The organism is uncultured Dokdonia sp., assembly GCF_937910895.1.
Lineage (GTDB): Bacteria > Bacteroidota > Bacteroidia > Flavobacteriales > Flavobacteriaceae > Dokdonia.
In genome coordinates, this window is record NZ_CALEMI010000157.1 from 48,254 (window position 1) to 65,500 (window position 17,247).

The 17,247-nt window shown below is 36.6% G+C and carries 10 protein-coding genes; all 10 read left to right on the forward strand.

The features are described from left to right. The first annotated feature begins 2 nt into the window (after positions 1-2). The 10 genes from Q0505_RS18520 to Q0505_RS18565 all read left to right on the forward strand — a co-directional run bounded on the left by Q0505_RS18520 (position 3) and on the right by Q0505_RS18565 (position 17,168). The gene (locus tag Q0505_RS18520) at positions 3-1,229 is read left to right on the forward strand and encodes an MFS transporter (RefSeq protein WP_299216119.1); all 1,227 of its coding nucleotides are present in this window, start codon (positions 3-5) and stop codon (positions 1,227-1,229) included. Further along, positions 1,213-3,087, forward strand: coding sequence for an alpha,alpha-trehalase (locus Q0505_RS18525; protein WP_299216121.1), 1,875 nt, complete (start codon positions 1,213-1,215; stop codon positions 3,085-3,087). Before Q0505_RS18520 ends, Q0505_RS18525 begins: the two co-directional genes overlap by 17 nt. A gap of 48 nt (positions 3,088-3,135) precedes the next feature. Further along, positions 3,136-4,083: a PfkB family carbohydrate kinase gene (locus Q0505_RS18530; RefSeq protein WP_366519446.1), complete on the forward strand. Its 948-nt coding sequence runs from the start codon at positions 3,136-3,138 to the stop codon at positions 4,081-4,083. Between the two features lie 69 nt (positions 4,084-4,152). After that, positions 4,153-6,435, forward strand: a complete 2,283-nt coding sequence (locus tag Q0505_RS18535; protein WP_299216124.1) for an NADP-dependent malic enzyme — start codon at positions 4,153-4,155, stop codon at positions 6,433-6,435. 113 nt (positions 6,436-6,548) lie between these two features. Then, positions 6,549-7,130 carry a Holliday junction branch migration protein RuvA gene (gene ruvA / locus Q0505_RS18540; RefSeq protein ID WP_299216127.1) on the forward strand — a complete coding sequence of 194 codons (582 nt, stop codon included), beginning with the start codon at positions 6,549-6,551 and terminating at the stop codon, positions 7,128-7,130. A 7-nt stretch (positions 7,131-7,137) separates the two neighbouring features. After that, positions 7,138-14,622 carry a cell surface protein SprA gene (gene sprA, locus Q0505_RS18545; RefSeq protein WP_299216130.1) on the forward strand — a complete coding sequence of 2,495 codons (7,485 nt, stop codon included), beginning with the start codon at positions 7,138-7,140 and terminating at the stop codon, positions 14,620-14,622. A gap of 75 nt (positions 14,623-14,697) precedes the next feature. Further along, entirely contained in the window at positions 14,698-15,078 is a 381-nt protein-coding gene (gcvH, locus tag Q0505_RS18550) for a glycine cleavage system protein GcvH (RefSeq protein ID WP_299216133.1), read from the forward strand. Next, positions 15,056-15,478 carry a VanZ family protein gene (locus Q0505_RS18555; protein ID WP_299216136.1) on the forward strand — a complete coding sequence of 141 codons (423 nt, stop codon included), beginning with the start codon at positions 15,056-15,058 and terminating at the stop codon, positions 15,476-15,478. Before gcvH ends, Q0505_RS18555 begins: the two co-directional genes overlap by 23 nt. A gap of 53 nt (positions 15,479-15,531) precedes the next feature. Next, entirely contained in the window at positions 15,532-16,257 is a 726-nt protein-coding gene (locus tag Q0505_RS18560; RefSeq protein WP_299216139.1) for an energy transducer TonB, read from the forward strand. Positions 16,258-16,370: 113 nt separating this feature from the next. After that, complete coding sequence (locus Q0505_RS18565) at positions 16,371-17,168, forward strand: energy transducer TonB (protein WP_299216142.1); 798 nt, start codon at positions 16,371-16,373, stop codon at positions 17,166-17,168. Positions 17,169-17,247 lie beyond the last annotated feature (79 nt).

Sequence of the window (17,247 nt, forward strand, 5' to 3'; positions counted from 1 at the left end):
ATATGAAACATCTTGGAATTAAGTTATCACTGTTTCTTAATTACTTTGTCTTTGCTATTCTCTTAAATAGTGTGGGGATCGTTATTTTAAAATCAATAAATAATTATAATGTTGCCGAAAGTGCAGCTAGTGTTTTAGAAGCTTTTAAAGATTTACCCATTGCTATCGTTTCTTTTGCTGTCGCCTCTTTTTTGCCTAGAATAGGATACAAAAAAGCAATGTTAGCAGGTTTAGCTATGGTAACTGTTGGCTGTGTACTTATGTATTTTGGTAATTCTTTCGATACTGCAAAGTTATTGTTTGCTATTGTTGGAGCTGCTTTTGCTCTTATTAAAGTATCTGTATATTCTGTCATTGGTTTAGTAACAGATGACACTAAAGGTCATAATAGTTTAATGAGTTCAATAGAAGGTGTTTTTATGATAGGGATTGCACTGGCTTATTTCTTATTTCCAGCATTTAATACAGAAGGAGAGCCAGACGCTTGGTTAAATGTCTATTGGTTACTTGCCATATTATCTGCTATATCTTTTGTGATTTTATTATTTACAAAATTTGAAAACACAGAACAGATAATAGGAACAGATGCAGGAGAAGATTTTGCAGCAATGTTTAAGTTACTATTAAAAATGTTAACTATTGTTTTTGTAATCAGTGCGTTCCTTTTTGTGATGATAGAACAAGGGATTATGTCTTGGCTTCCTACATTCAATAATAAAGTATTAGGATTGTCAGAAAATATAGGGATTATGATGGCGAGTATTCTAGCGTTATCATTAGCAGCTGGGAGATTGTTAGCAGGAGTACTTACACAAAGAATATCTTGGATATATGTTCTCTTAGGGTGCACAATAATAGCAATGCTATCTGTAGTCTTTATTTTACCAAAAACGGTAGGAATCAATGTAGAAGAAGTAACTAAGTTTAGTGATATCCCTTTGATAGCTTTTGCATTTCCATTAGTAGGACTTTTTATAGCCCCTATTTATCCACTTTTAAATTCGGTGGTATTAAGTGCATTACCTAAACGCTTACATAGTCAGATGACAGGTCTTATTGTTATTTTTTCAGCATTAGGAGGTACCTTTGGAAGTAGAATTATAGGACATTTATTTGAAACACAAGGACCAGAAAACGCATTTTATTTTACGCTCATCCCAATGACTATGCTATTAGTATTTTATTTTATTTTAAAACGCTTAACAGAAAAGAATGCAGTTCAAGGGTAATATAGAGGATACGCTTCAACGGTTATTAGGACAAGAAGATACCGATGGCGATAAAAAAATCACGATAGAAGATAAAGGTCCTAAAGCATTTATAATAAATCTTTTTTCTGAGAACGCTGGCGTTTATACTGAGCAAAGTCGAAGTGCGAAAGCGTATACCATAAAAGGAACCTACCACCTCTCCAACTTCCTTCAAGAACTCGCACTAGAAAAAGCATTAGGAAAAACAGAAGCAAATATTCTATTATCCAATATAGAAGAAGCGCCTACAACGCGTATTTCTAGGATGATTAAAGACTACTTCTGGGATGATCTGACGCGCACATTAGATGCTAAAGGACTTCGTAAAAGTCTAGGCGATGATAAGGCAACAGATACCACACAACGCCTATATGTTCCCGCAACAGATCAACAAGGAATCGTCTATTATCAAAATCTACAACAACAGTTTCCTCAACTTGAAGTCTTGGTTCTTCCTAAGGAGATTACACCAGAGTATGTAAAATCAATTAATTCAAAACCTGGCGTATTAGCACTTGCATTACAGGATGAAAAAGGCATTCCCTTTGTCGTGCCTGGCGGTCGTTTCAATGAGATGTACGGATGGGATAGCTATTTTGAAGGTGTAGGACTACTTCTTGACAATCGAATTGATTTGGCGAAAGCCATGGTCGATAATTTCTGTTACCAGATCAAACATTATGGTAAAATCCTGAATGCAAATAGATCCTATTACCTCACACGCACACAACCTCCTTTTTTAAGTTCATTTATCCGAGAAGTATACGAAGCAGATCCTTCTATTGGAAAAGAGTGGTTAGCAAGTGTTCTCAAAGTAGCAATCCAAGAATATGAAACGGTCTGGATGCAAGCACCGCGTCTTACGGAAAATGGTTTAAATAGGTATTATGCACAAGGTATCGGCATTCCTCCAGAAACCGAAAATGGGCATTTTGAAGATGTATTATCCGCTTTCGCGAAAGCGCACTCAGAAACAACAGAAGAGTTTATACGAAAATACCAATCTGGCAAAATCAAAGAACCAAAACTAGACACCTATTTCACCCATGATCGAAGCTTGCGCGAAAGTGGTCACGATACCTCTTGGCGATTAGACGACGTATGCGCAGACCTAAATACCGTAGATGTCAACAGCCTCTTGTATAAGTATGAAACTGACTTTGCTTACATAATCAATACCTATTTTGATGGAGAGTTTGAAGGGTACACAGTTGCGTACTGGAATACACTAGCTTCTAAAAGGTCAGAACGTATGCATACCTTGATGTGGAATGAAGAGCGAGGGCAATATTTTGATTACAATATTCAAACAAAAGAGCAAACTTATTTTGAAAGCGCTTCCAATTACTTCCCGCTTTGGGCAGGGCTTGTAGTAGCAAAGGACGTCCAAAAAATCGTACATTCCCTAATGCAAGAGCTAAAGGAAAAAGGAGGGATTGCAGGAAGTTCTAGAAAGATGAATGCACAAGTTCCTAAAGACGCTGTGCAAAGACAATGGGATTATCCCAATGGATGGGCACCCCACCAAATGATGATTTGGCGCGGACTTAAAAACTATGATTTTGAAGCAGAAATGCAAGAACTTATCTACAGATGGTTATGGATGATTACCAGAAATGCTGTCGATTATAATGGAACCATTCCTGAAAAGTATGATGTGGTCGCATGTACACACAAAGTATACGCCGAGTATGGCAATGTAGGAACTGAGTTTGATTACATCACCACCAGTGGTTTTGGGTGGATGAATGCTTCTTATCAATATGGATTATCACTTTTAACACCTGATTTGAGAAAGAAACTAGATACATTAATTGATCCAGACACATTGTTTTAGTAGTTTTGACTAATAAGGGTAAGCAATAATAAACGATCGTATAAATACGTGGAAAATATAAAAAACATTGGTGTCTTTTGCGTAGGAGAAACACTCATCGATTTTATAGGGCATCAAGAAGAGGCTTCTATAGATGAGACAAAAGATTATCATCGGTATCTAGGAGGTTCTCCTACAAATGTAGCTATGAATATGGCGCGCTTAGGCGTAAACGTATGCTTGGCAAGTACCATAGGAAAGGATGGTTTTGGAATGTATATTTTAGATAAACTAAAAGAAAATAGAGTCACGACAACCTACGTGCGTCAAGATGCTATACAACCTACCTCTGTCATATTTGTCTCAAAAACAACAGGAACACCAGACTTTATACCGTTTCGGAAGGCAGATACCATGATTACCGAAAACCAGATTCCTACAGAAGCACTAGAGAAAACAAGTATCTTTCATACAACAGCTTTTGCATTAAGTAAAAGTCCGTCACGTAATACGATTTTAGCCAAAGCAAAAGAAGCATACGAATTAGGTGTCACACTGAGTATTGATATTAATTATTCTCCACGTATATGGCCAAATCGATTAAAGGCTATGGAGACCATCAAAACATATTGCCAGTATGACCCTCTAATAAAAATTAGTGAGGATGATATAGAGCGTCTTTTTGAACAACGTCTTTCCCATGAAGAAATCTTTACATTTTTTCATGATCATCTTAATGTAAGCACCGTGTGTTTAACATTGGGCAGTAAAGGAGTTACGCTTTCGCGAAAGCATAAAAAACCCATTACCCTTCCAGCTGAAAAAGTAGAATATATTATGGATGCTACAGGCGCAGGAGATGCCTTCTGGAGCGGTTTCCTATTTGCGCATTTGAAAGAGTTTCCTGTAGAAAGGTGCTTAAAAATCGCATTAACGCTAGCTGCTATTAAGCTACAGAATGTAGGGAGATTACCACAAAATATGGACGTCCTTTCAGAACTCTTGAGAATTACTTAGCCTCTTGTCTGTAATTAAGCATTTACGAGCCATCAGAATACCTTATTTTTACACGTCAATGACCAACCTATGAAGAAGTATAACAACAAACGTCGAGAAGCACTTATTTACCACGCTAAACCAATGCCAGGTAAAATAGCAGTGGTCCCTACAAAAAAATATGCCACCCAAAGAGATCTTGCATTAGCCTATTCTCCAGGAGTTGCAGAACCCTGTTTAGAAATTGCCAAAGATGTAGAAAATGTATATAAGTATACCGCAAAAGGAAATCTTGTAGCAGTTATCTCAAATGGAACGGCGGTATTAGGATTAGGAGATATAGGAGCAGAAGCCTCAAAACCTGTGATGGAAGGTAAGGGGCTTCTTTTTAAAATCTTTGCGGGAATAGATGTGTTTGATATTGAAGTAGGTACAAAAGATGTAGATGCGTTTGTAGAAACCGTAAAAAATATAGCCCCTACATTTGGAGGCATTAATTTAGAAGATATTGCTGCACCAGAAGCCTTTGAAATAGAACGAAGACTAAAAGAAGAGCTTAATATTCCTGTGATGCATGACGATCAGCATGGAACAGCGATTATATCTGCCGCGGCTTTACTCAATGCACTTGAGGTTGCAAAAAAGAAAATAGAAGACGTTCGTATTGTTGTCTCAGGCGCTGGTAGTGCCGCGATCTCTTGTATGAATCTGTATCAACAATTAGGGGTGCAATTATCCAATGTCGTCATGTTTGATAGTGGAGGCGTATTACATAAAGACCGTACAGATATAAGTCCTGAACAAGTAAAGTTTGTGACAGCTACATTTTATGAAAACCTAGCAGAAGCCATGAAAGATGCCGATGTGTTTTTAGGCTTATCTGTAGGTGATATTGTTACTGGAAAAATGGTACAATCTATGGCTAAAAACCCCATTGTTTTTGCCATGGCAAATCCAACGCCAGAGATAGATTATGACACGGCAATTGCGTCTCGCGATGATATTATTATGGCAACAGGACGCTCAGACCATCCTAATCAAGTGAACAATGTGTTAGGATTTCCTTTCATTTTTAGGGGAGCGTTAGACGTGCGTGCCACTACAATCAACGAAGAGATGAAAATGGCGGCAGTAAAGGCTTTGGCACAATTGGCTAAAGAGCCTGTTCCTGAACAGGTAAATATCGCTTATGGAGAAACACGATTTACATTTGGAAAAGATTATATCATTCCTAAACCATTTGATCCTAGATTAATTACGACCATCCCACCAGCCGTTGCACAAGCCGCGATGGATAGTGGTGTCGCTTTACGCCCAATTACCGATTGGCAACGTTACGAAGGAGAATTATTAGATAGGCTCGGATCTGATAATAAAATTGTACGATTACTATTAGAAAGAGCACGTCTGGATCCTAAACGTATTGTTTTTGCAGAGTCAGATCAGTTGGATGTTTTAAAAGCGGCTCAGATCGTGCATGATGATGGTATTGCAATCCCTGTGTTATTAGGAAATAGAGAAGTGATTCTGGAATTAAAAGAAGAACTTGATTTTGATGCAGATGTTGAGATTATCGATCCAAAATCTGACGAGCAACTAGAACAGGTAAATAAGTATGCAAATTTATATTGGCAGTCTCGTAAGCGTAAAGGAATCACACTTTTTGATGCTAAAAAGCTATTAAGACAACGCGATTATTTTGCAGCTATGATGGTGAGTCAAGGAGATGCTCACGGGATGCTTTCTGGCCATAGTAGAAGTTATCCTTCGGTAATAAAACCTCTATTAGAAGTTATAGGCCCCGCAAAAGGCGTGCAAAAAGTAGCCGCTTGTAACCTAATGATCACATCACGTGGTCCTTTGTTTTTGGCAGATACTTCTATAAATATAGAACCTACGTCAATAGAGCTTGCTAAGATCGCTCAGATGACAGCAACCACGGTAAAAATGTTTGGACTAGAGCCTGTTGTTGCGATGGTTAGTTATGCAAATTTTGGCTCTTCTAGCAATGAGAAAGCGAGAAAAGTAGGTGAGGCGGTAGCCTATCTACACAGGCATTATCCAGATCTTATTGTAGATGGAGAGGTGCAAGCAGATTTTGCACTCAATAAGGATATGCTAGAAAGTAAATTTCCGTTCTCAAAACTTGCAGGTAAAAAAGTAAATACGCTGGTGTTTTCAAACATAGATAGCGCAAATATCATGTATAAGATGGTTAAAGAGTTAGAAAAAGCAGACAATATTGGTCCTATTATGCTCGGAATGCGTAAACCTGTACATGTGCTACAATTAGGTGCTAGTGTAGATGAAATTGTGAGCATGGCAGCAATCGCTGTAATTGATGCTCAAAAGAAAGAAAAACAAGGAATGTAAATAGATTATTTTTAAATACGCTTTCGCGAAAGCGTACCCACAGAGAATCTATCAATAAATACCCCTTGGTAAAGATATTTTCTTACATTTACGGGCTTAACACCAGAAAAAAGATGATTACTCATATAAGGGGTAGGCTTATCGAAAAAAACCCAACCTATGTTGTCGTAGACTGCAATGGAGTGGGGTATTTTATAAATATATCTCTTCATACCTTTTCTGCACTCCCTAAAGAAGAAGCAATATCCATATACACACACCTCCAAGTAAAAGAAGATAGTCACACGCTATTCGGATTTATGGACGTGATGGAACGTGAGATTTTTAGATTGTTGATTTCTGTATCTGGAATTGGATCTAGTACCGCTAGAACGATGTTATCTTCACTACATCCTGATCAGATAAAACAAGCGATCGCATCTGGCGATGTAGTTACTATTCAAGGAATCAAAGGAATAGGAGTGAAAACAGCACAACGTGTTATTTTAGATTTAAAAGATAAAATCTTAAAAGTGTTTGATTTAGATGTCAATTCTGCTGTGCAAAGCAATACACAGAAAGAAGAAGCGTTATCAGCATTAGAAACATTAGGTTTTGCAAGGAAACAATCAGAAAGAGTTTGTATGCAAATCCTTAAGGAAAAGCCAGACGCGAGTGTAGAGACCATTATAAAGGAAGCATTAAAAAAACTATAAAGCCATTTTGGGGACAAAATTTTACTTAAAATTACATATACCTTTCGTCGTTGTCGTGAGTTTGCTCTTCTTAGGAACATCTTCATTACTAGCACAAGAGGATAACCAGCCAACAGCACAAGATTCTATCACTACATTTTCTTTTGGAAATTTATCTTTGCCCAATCCTGATAGTATTGTCTTAAAATACACCTATGATCCAGAAACAGATAGGTATGTGTATACAGAGCAATTAGGATCTTTCAATATCAATTATCCACTCATTTTAACTCCTGAAGAATATTTTCGTCGCCTTAGAAATGAGCAGATGAAACAATATTTTGATGAGAAAGTAGCTGCACTCGATGGTCGAACAGAAGATGGAAAAGATGCTCAAAAAAGTTTGATTCCTACATTGTATGTAAAGTCTGATCTCTTTGAAACCATTTTTGGAGGTAATGAAATAGAATTTACCCCACAAGGATCTGTAGAGATGGATTTAGGGATTCTATTTACAAAACAAGATAACCCTGCCTTTTCACCCCGTAATAGAAGTAACTTAACCTTTGATTTTGATCAACGTATTAGTTTGAGTTTATTAGGAAAAGTAGGAGAACGTTTACAGGTAACGGCAAATTATGACACAGAATCTACTTTTGATTTTCAAAATCAAATTAAATTAGAGTATACCCCTACCGAAGATGATATTATTCAAAAAATAGAAGTTGGTAATGTCACAATGCCTCTTAATAGTTCTCTGATACAAGGATCTCAAAGTTTATTTGGGGTAAAAACAGAATTACAATTTGGAAAAACAAGCATAACAGCTGTATTTGCAGAAAACAGATCACAACCTCAAACAGTAACATCAGAAGGTGGGGCAACCGTTCAGGATTTTGAAGTAGCAGCGCTAGATTATGATGAGAATAGACACTTTTTCTTAGCGCACTATTTTAGAGATAACTATGACGAATCTTTAAGAAATTATCCATTTATAAATAATAATATTCAAATTACACGTTTGGAAATTTGGATTACCAATAGGCAAAACCAAACGCAAGATGCTCGTAATATTGTTGCTATTCAAGATATTGGAGAAGCAGATCCTACCAATATAGGATTAGATTTTCCTCCTCCAGGATTTTTAAATAATCCAGCAAGCTCTTTTCCAGATAACAGAAATAATGATTTTAATCCTAGAGGAATTACAGATCCTAGTGTACAATCGGTACTCAATACTGCTATTAGAGATGTAGCGACTGTAGAACAAGGATTTGGAGGCGTTCAAGTAAGTGATGGTGTTGATTATGTGTTATTAGAAAATGCACGTAAACTTCAACCTAATCAATACACATTATACCCACAATTAGGATATATTTCTTTAAGTCAACGATTAAATAATGATGAGGTGCTTGGTGTTGCTTTCCAATATACAGTAGGAGGTCAAGTATTTCAAGTTGGAGAATTTGCAAATGATGGAATAGAAGCAACTAATGGAAGTCGTCCAGATGATGATGCTGATGGAATTCCTGATATTGCTGATGCAGATAGTCCAGTAGTGAGGCCCGATCAAGATAATGATGGTATCGCCGATAATGCTGATGCCGACGTAAATGGTGATGGTGTTCTTAACGGACAAGATGCCGATGGGAACGGAATTTTAGATTCAGTGATTCCCGCAGGGCAAGCAGGTAGTCCGCAAAACCTTGTAGTTAAAATGCTGAAAAGTAATTTAACAAATGTAGAAGAACCTGTCTGGGATTTGATGATGAAAAACATCTATCCCTTAGGTGCTTTTCAATTAGAGCAAGAAGGGTTTCGTATGAATATTGTGTATTCAGATCCTTCTCCTTTAAACTTTATAACCCCAGTTCCTGGCGCTACGTTACCTACCTTATTTAATGGACAGGTTGATTTTGTAGAAGGCGACAACACAGATTTAGGGCCTTTGGAATCTAATACACTATTACGATTATTTAATTTAGATCGATTAACTTCTTTTGGAGACCCGCAGGTAGGAGGAGATGGTTTCTTTGATTTTGTGCCAGGTACTACCGTGCATGTTCAAAACGGAAGTATTGTTTTTACTACAGTAGAGCCTTTTGGAGAACATCTGTTTGACTTGCTGAGTGTAGATGATGATATGGAAAATTATGAGGATGTCAACACATTTAATCCTCATCAAGCAGAGTATGTATATGAAACCTTATATAACTCAACCAAAACAATAGCTCGTGATAATGCTGAGAAAAATAAATTCCTTCTAAAAGGACGTTATAAATCCACACAAGAACAAGGAATCCCTTTAGGAGCCTTTAATGTTCCTCAAGGGTCAGTAACGGTAACTGCTGGAGGTAGAGTCCTTGTAGAAGGGTTAGATTATACGGTAAATTATCAGTTAGGACGTGTGATTATTTTAGATAAGTCACTAGAAGCTTCTGGAATTCCAATCTCTGCTTCGGTAGAAAACAATGCCGTTTTTGGACAGCAGAATAAGCGTTTTACGGGTCTTAATGTAGAGCATCGTTTTAGTGAAGACTTTATTATTGGAGGTACATTTTTGAACTTAAATGAACGACCTCTAACACAAAAAGCAACTTATAGTTTTGAGCCTATAAATAATACCATATTTGGTATTAATGCAAGTTACGCTACAGAAGTCCCTTTCTTAACGAGATTGGTGAATAAACTTCCAAATATTGATACGGATGCTCCTTCCAACTTTTCTATTAGAGGAGAAGCCGCATTTTTATCTCCGGGACAACCTAAAGGAACTGATTTTAATGGAGAAGCTACTTCATATATAGAAGATTTTGAAGCATCACAAACAGCTATCGACGTCAGTAGTCCTTTACAGTGGTTCTTAGCTTCTGCACCCATCGGTTTTGGAGGAGAGTTCCCCAATAATGATCTTTCAGTAGGTTTTAAAAGAGCAAGATTAGCTTGGTATACGATTGACCCTGTATTTTATAACTCACAACGTCCAGATGGAATTTCTGATACAGATCTTTCATTACCAGAAACGCGTCGTGTTTTTAGAGATGAAATTTTTCCACAACAAGATATTGTTGCAGGTCAAACACAAGCGTTATTTACACTTGATTTAGCTTATTTTCCTGATGAAAGAGGACCTTATAACTATAGTACAGATGCACAAGACCAGCAATTAAGTAATCCACAAGAAAATTTTGGGGGGATTATGAGACAATTGACCTCTACAGATTTTGAACAGGCCAATGTCGAATTTGTCGAATTTTGGGTGTTAGATCCGTTTTTTGCTAATAATGACACGACCAATCCAGGAGGTAAATTAACAATAAATCTAGGTAGTATATCAGAAGATATTCTTAAAGATGGTCGTAAGCAATATGAGAACGGGCTTCCAGAAGTTGGGTTTCCACAACCTGGATTTGATGATGCAACAACTTCTACCAATTGGGGTAAAGTGCCTACCAATCAATCACTGGTATATGCTTTTGATACAGATGGTGCTGCGCGTGCCAATCAAGACATTGGATATGATGGTTTAAATGATTTAGAAGAAGCAAATATGTATCCTGGATTTGCAGGCCTTCCAGATCCCGCGGGAGATAACTATGATTATTTCTTAAACGCGCAAGGAAATGTTATTGAGCGTTATAAAAGCTTTAATAACTTACAAGGTAATTCACCTGTAGAGGTAACGCAAACCAATAGAGGATCTACTACGTTTCCAGATATAGAAGATGTCAATCGTGACAATACTATGAATACGATAGATGCCTATTATGAATATGAATTAGACATTAATCCAGGAAGTCTTAATGTCGAAACAAACGAATTTGTTACAGACGTACGTGAACTTACCGTAACGACTCAAGATGGATCTTCATTGCCTACACGTTGGGTACAATTTAGAGTTCCTATTAATCAGGCAACAAATGTTGTTGGAGGGATTTCTGACTTCAGAGCCATACGTTTTATGCGTATGTATATGAGTGATTGGCAAAATGATATTGTACTACGTTTTGGAACCTTAGATTTAGTTCGTGGAGATTTTAGAAGATATTTATTGACATTAGATCCAGACGAAACAACAGAGCAAGATCAGGGAGATAACACACTGTTTGAAGTTGCTGCTGTGAATATAGAAGCAAATGAAACGCGTTCTCCAGTACCTTATAACTTGCCACCAGGAGTACAGAGAGAACGATTAAATAACAACAATAATAATATTCGTCAAAACGAGCAGTCACTTTCTATTCGTGTCAATAACCTTGAAGAACAGGATGCCCGCGGAGTGTATAAGTTCTATAATTTGGATATGAGGCAGTATAGAAATCTGCGTATGTTTATGCACGCAGAAGCCTTGGTTGAAGATGGTAGTGACGGCTTAAATAATGATAATATTGTTGGTTTTGTACGTATGGGTACAGACCTTAATAGCAACTTCTATCAGATAGAATTAGGGTTAGAGCCAACTCCTTTTGGAGTATCTCAAGTAGACAGAGAAGCGATATGGCCTTCTGTAAATGAAATGAATCTAGATTTACAGTTGTTGCAGACGATTAAAGCAAAAGTAGTTTCTGGTGATGTAGATAATGATCCAGATGCTATTACTTATTTTGATCAAAATGGCGAGCGTATACTAAATGCAGCTGAGGTCTGTTATGTGCCAGGCGAACTACGTATAGGAATAAAAGGACTTCCTAGTTTTGGTGATATTAGAACCTTATTGTTAGGTGTAAAAAACGGAAATCCAACTACAAGTATAGATGTAGGATGTTCTCCTGGAGAGATAGGTGGAGAAGTATGGTTTAATGAATTACGTCTTTCAGAATTAAGTAATGAAGGAGGTTGGGCAGCTGTTATAAATGCAGATGGGAATATAGCCGATTTTGCAACAGTATCTGCGACAACTAGACAAAGTACTGTAGGATTCGGGAGCATAGAGCAAGGCCCAGCAGAGCGAAGTCTAGAAGATGTTTTTCAATATGATGTGGTGACTAATGTAAATGTTGGACAGTTATTGCCTAAAAAATGGGGGATTCAATTGCCATTTAATTATGCAGTAGGAGAAGAAGTGATCACACCAAAATTTGATCCTCAATTTTTAGATCTAGAACTAGAGAATAGACTTGATAATGCATTGACTCAAGAAGAGAGAGATGATATAGAAGGTGCTGCTATTGATTACACCAGAAGAAAAAGTATTAACTTTATTGGAGTACGTAAAGAACGTACGGGAGATAAAAAACCAATGCCTTATGATGTAGAGAATCTAACATTCTCATATTCATATAGCCAGATAGATCATAAAGATTTTGAGATTGAGCAATCCAGAGATCAGAATGTACGCTTAGGCGGTGTTTATAATTTTGATTTTCCAAGTAAACCTGTAGAGCCTTTTAAGGAGAATGATTCCCTTTTTACAGGGAAGTATTGGAAGTTTCTTAAAGATTTTAATTTTAATTATTTACCATCCAATGTATCTGTGAGTTCTAATATTGTGCGACAGTACAATGAGCAGAAATTTAGAGATCTCGTAGGAAATGACAGTGACATAAGTCTTCCTAGACTTTTTCAACGTAATTATCTATTTGATTGGCAATACAGTGTGAATTTGCCGATTACAAATAGTCTTAGGGTTAATTATGATGTAAGCCATAATCGTATTGTTCGTAATTATCTGGATAGGGATGGGAATCCAGATTTTCTGGATGAAAATGGAGACGAAATAGAAGGCTTTGGAGTTTATAATGGATTCTTTGATATAGGACAACCCAATACACATTTTGGAACCTTACAATTAAACTATGATCTTCCTTTTGATAAGTTCCCGTTCTTAGAGTGGATTTCAAATACCACATATTCTTATACGGCTAGTTATACTTGGCAAAGAGGATCACAACAATTCCAAACCCTAGAGGGTATTCCAGATTTAGGAAACTCTGTAGAGAACAGAAATACCCATGCTATTAATAGTACCTTAGAGATGGATAAGCTTTATAAATACATAGGGCTTACCAAGAAAACAAAAGGAGGGAAGAGTGTAAAAGATAGGCTAGGAAACTTACCATCTCCTGAAGATGAAGAAAACTCAAAAGGGACATCCCTTACTGGTAGAGGTCCAAATTCAAATTCAAGTACATTAAGTGGTAGTGATAAAGCACTCAATACAGGTGTTGGGCTTTTAACAGCATTAAAAAGAGTACAGATCAACTATCAAGAAGATAATGGTCTCTTTTTGCCAGGATACTTACCTTCTATAGGTTTTACAGGGAGTTTAAGACCTACAGCAGGATTTATTTTTGGAAGTCAGGCAGAAGTGAGAGAATTGGCTGCTCGTAATGGATGGTTAACTTTATTTCAAGATTTCAACCAGCAATACAGAGAGATCGAAAGTAGAAACTTAGGGATACAGGCGCGTATAGGGCTGTTAAAGGATTTAGATATAGACCTTAACTTCAATCGTATTTTCCAAGAAAACTATGCTGAAAATTACCGAGTAAGTCCTGAAACACTTCAATATGAATCGCTAACGGGAAATAATTTTGGAAACTTTAATATCTCAACCATACTTATAGGTACTGCTTTTAATAAGAGTACATCAGATATTTCAGAAACATTCAATACATTTAGATCAAATCGTCTTCAAGTTGCAGATCGTCTGGCAACAAATTTTTATGGAACAACAGAATTTGAAAGAGATGAAAATGGATTCCCAGAAGGCTTCGGACGAACCAACCAATCGGTATTATTACCAGCGTTTTTAGCTGCATATACAGGCAAGGACGTTTCAAAAACAAAAACAGGTCCCTTTAGAGATATCCCACTTCCTAATTGGAATCTTAAATACACGGGATTAATGCGTCTTAAGTGGTTTAAAGATCGATTTAAGAGATTCTCTATGCAACATGGCTATACTGCTGGTTATACCGTTAATCAGTTCAATACCAATCTTGCTTTTAACAGAGATACCGATTTTGATCCTGAAACAGCACAAATAGATCAGGCAGGAAACTTTTTAAATCCAACATTGTTTGGAAGTGTAACTCTTACAGAGCAATTTACACCATTACTTCGCTTGGATTTTGAAATGAAAAACTCTGTTAAGATCCTCGCAGAAGTAAAACGAGATAGAGCTTTAGGATTAAGTTTTGACAATAATATCCTTACAGAAATAAAAGGAGACGAGTATGTTTTAGGATTAGGATATCGGATCAAAGACTTAACGTTTGTGACTAATTTTGGAGGTAGAAGAAAAGTATTAAAAAGTGACCTTAACTTTAAAGCAGACCTTTCATTACGACGTAATGAGACCATTATCAGATATCTTGATATAGATAATAGTCAGACTACAGCTGGTCAAGATATATATGGATTGCAATTTACAGTAGATTACGCCTTAAGTAAAAACTTGACCGCACTATTCTTTTATGACCATACATTTTCTACATTTGCAATATCGACAGCATTTCCACAAACAACAATTAGATCAGGATTTACATTACGATATAATTTTGGAAACTAGAATACGATGATATATGTATTTTAACCGCTTTCGCGAAAGCATAAAAAAATAGCACAAACACATAAAAATAAACTAATGAGCATACCAGCAGAATTAAAGTACACAAGCGATCACGAGTGGGTACGTATCGAAGGAGATATTGCTACCGTAGGTATTACACATTTTGCCCAAGGAGAATTGGGAGATATTGTATATGTTGAAGTAGAAACAGTAGATGAAACTCTTGATAAAGATGAAGTTTTTGGAACTGTAGAAGCAGTAAAAACAGTGTCTGATCTTTTTCTTCCATTAACGGGAGAGATTATAGCATTTAATGAAGCACTAGAAGACGATCCAGAATTGGTAAATAAAGACCCTTATGGAGAAGGTTGGATGATTAAATTAAAGATAGCTAACACAGATGAAATTGCAGATTTACTAGACTCAGAACAATATGCATCTGAAATCGGAGCATAGGGTTATATTTACAATCGCTGTTTTTTATACCATAGCTCTTACAGCAGGATCTTTAATGCGTCCAATACATATTGTTGATGATCCTATGTCAAATATAGATAAGCTCTTGCATGCAGGAGCTTATTTTGGTTTAACAGCATTATGGGTTCTTTGGGTACTCTTTAAACGCTCAAGCAAAACAAATACTACTAGTTCTAAAAAGTTGTGGCAAATTTTTCTAGGTATCGGCATAATAGTTGTAATGTATGGTGTATTGATGGAGGTGTTGCAAGGAACGCTCACATCTTACAGAACCCCTGATGTATGGGATATTTTGGCAAATACCACAGGTAGTGTTCTTGCATTAGTAGCTTGTCTACTGTATATTAACAAATCTAAGATGCTAAAATCAGGTTTTTAGTTTTATTTTAGGAATTTATTTCGTTATTTTAGCTTCTTTAATACTCACAATTTATGGAAAACAAGAAAAATCCAAAAGCTGACCTTAGCAAACGTAGTTTACTATTTTTTCAGTTAGGTCTCGTAGCTGTTCTTTTGACTACTTATTTGGTGATCGAAAAGAAAACTTACGAAAAGAGCGATATGAACTTAGCACTTTTAAGTGCAGACGATGATGATGAAGATATTCCAATCGTAGAGCTTAATACACCACCACCTCCACCACCACCTCCACCGCCACCAGCACCAGAAATTATTGAAGTGGTAGAGGACGAAGAAGAAATTGAAGAAACAATCATAGAATCTACAGAAACTTCACAAGACGAAGAAATCGTAGAAGTAGAAGAAGTAGAAGTAGCAGATGAAGAAGAAGAAATTGCAGATGTACCATTTGCAGTAATTGAAAATGTTCCAATTTTTCCTGGCTGTGAGAGTAAAAAGAATAATGCAGAGCGTAAAGCCTGTATGAGTGAAAAAGTAAGTCAGCTTGTCAACAAAAAATTTAACACAGAGCTAGGAGCAGATTTAGGGCTAAGCGGTGTAAACAGAATTTTTGTGAGTTTCAAGATTGATAAAAATGGAAACATTGTAAATATCCGTTCAAGAGCTCCTCATCCAAGGTTAGAACAAGAAGCAGAGCGTGTAATTAAATTGCTTCCTAAAATGACTCCTGGTAAACAAAGAGGTAAGCCAGTAGGAGTATTATATTCACTCCCAATTACATTCAAAGTAGAAGATTAATTTTCTTTTCTTATATAAATTAGAAATCCCGATGGCGTGAGCTCTCGGGATTTCTTTTTGGTATGCTTGTTGATTTATTTTAAAAATTGTTTAACATTTTAAAATCAAATCTTATGAAAAATTCACAAGAAAGTAAGGACGTTCGCCAAAACGACACTTACACAAAATCACGCAAGCATGAAGCAAATTTACGAAGAAATCCCACACTCCACTTTCAGATAGGACTTATCCTATCATTATTAGTCGCTATTTTATTTATCGAAATGAAAATGCCTACCAAAGCAGAAAAAGGACCTTATGATGGTTTAGCCCAAGAAGAGCCTCTCTGGATGGAAGAATTTGATGTAGAAATAAAACAAGTAAAAAAAGTAACTCAAAAGCAACCACCAACACCTAAGGTGCAACAACCAGATGAATTTGATGTGAAAAAAGATGATGAGAAAGATTTATTGGAAGATTTTGTAAATGATACAGAAACAGATCAAAATGACATTATAGATAATAATGTTCTTGAAACGACAGATTTTGTAGACATTATAGAAGATCCTGAAAATGTGCCATTTATTGCTATAGAACAAGTGCCTCTATTCCCAGGCTGTGAAGGATTGACCACAAATCAAGAGCGTAAAGACTGTATGAGTAGTAAAATCGCAAAACTCGTCAACCGTAAGTTTAAAACAGAAGTAGGAGAAAATCTCGGTTTAGAAGGGCTCAATCGCATCTTTGTTCAATTTACCATTGATAGAAATGGAGTTGTTTCAGATGTTAGAGCGCGAGGTCCTAGAAAAGAATTGGAGATAGAAGCGAGTAGGGTTGTTAACTTGCTCCCTAAAATGACTCCTGGAAAACAAAGAGGCGTTCCTGTAGGCGTAATTTATAGCCTACCTATTACTTTTCAGCTACAAGACTAAACACTTTTGATATTTAAAATAAAACCCGTTGCGATATCGCAACGGGTTTTTGTATTTAAAATTCCTATCTTTCGCCTAT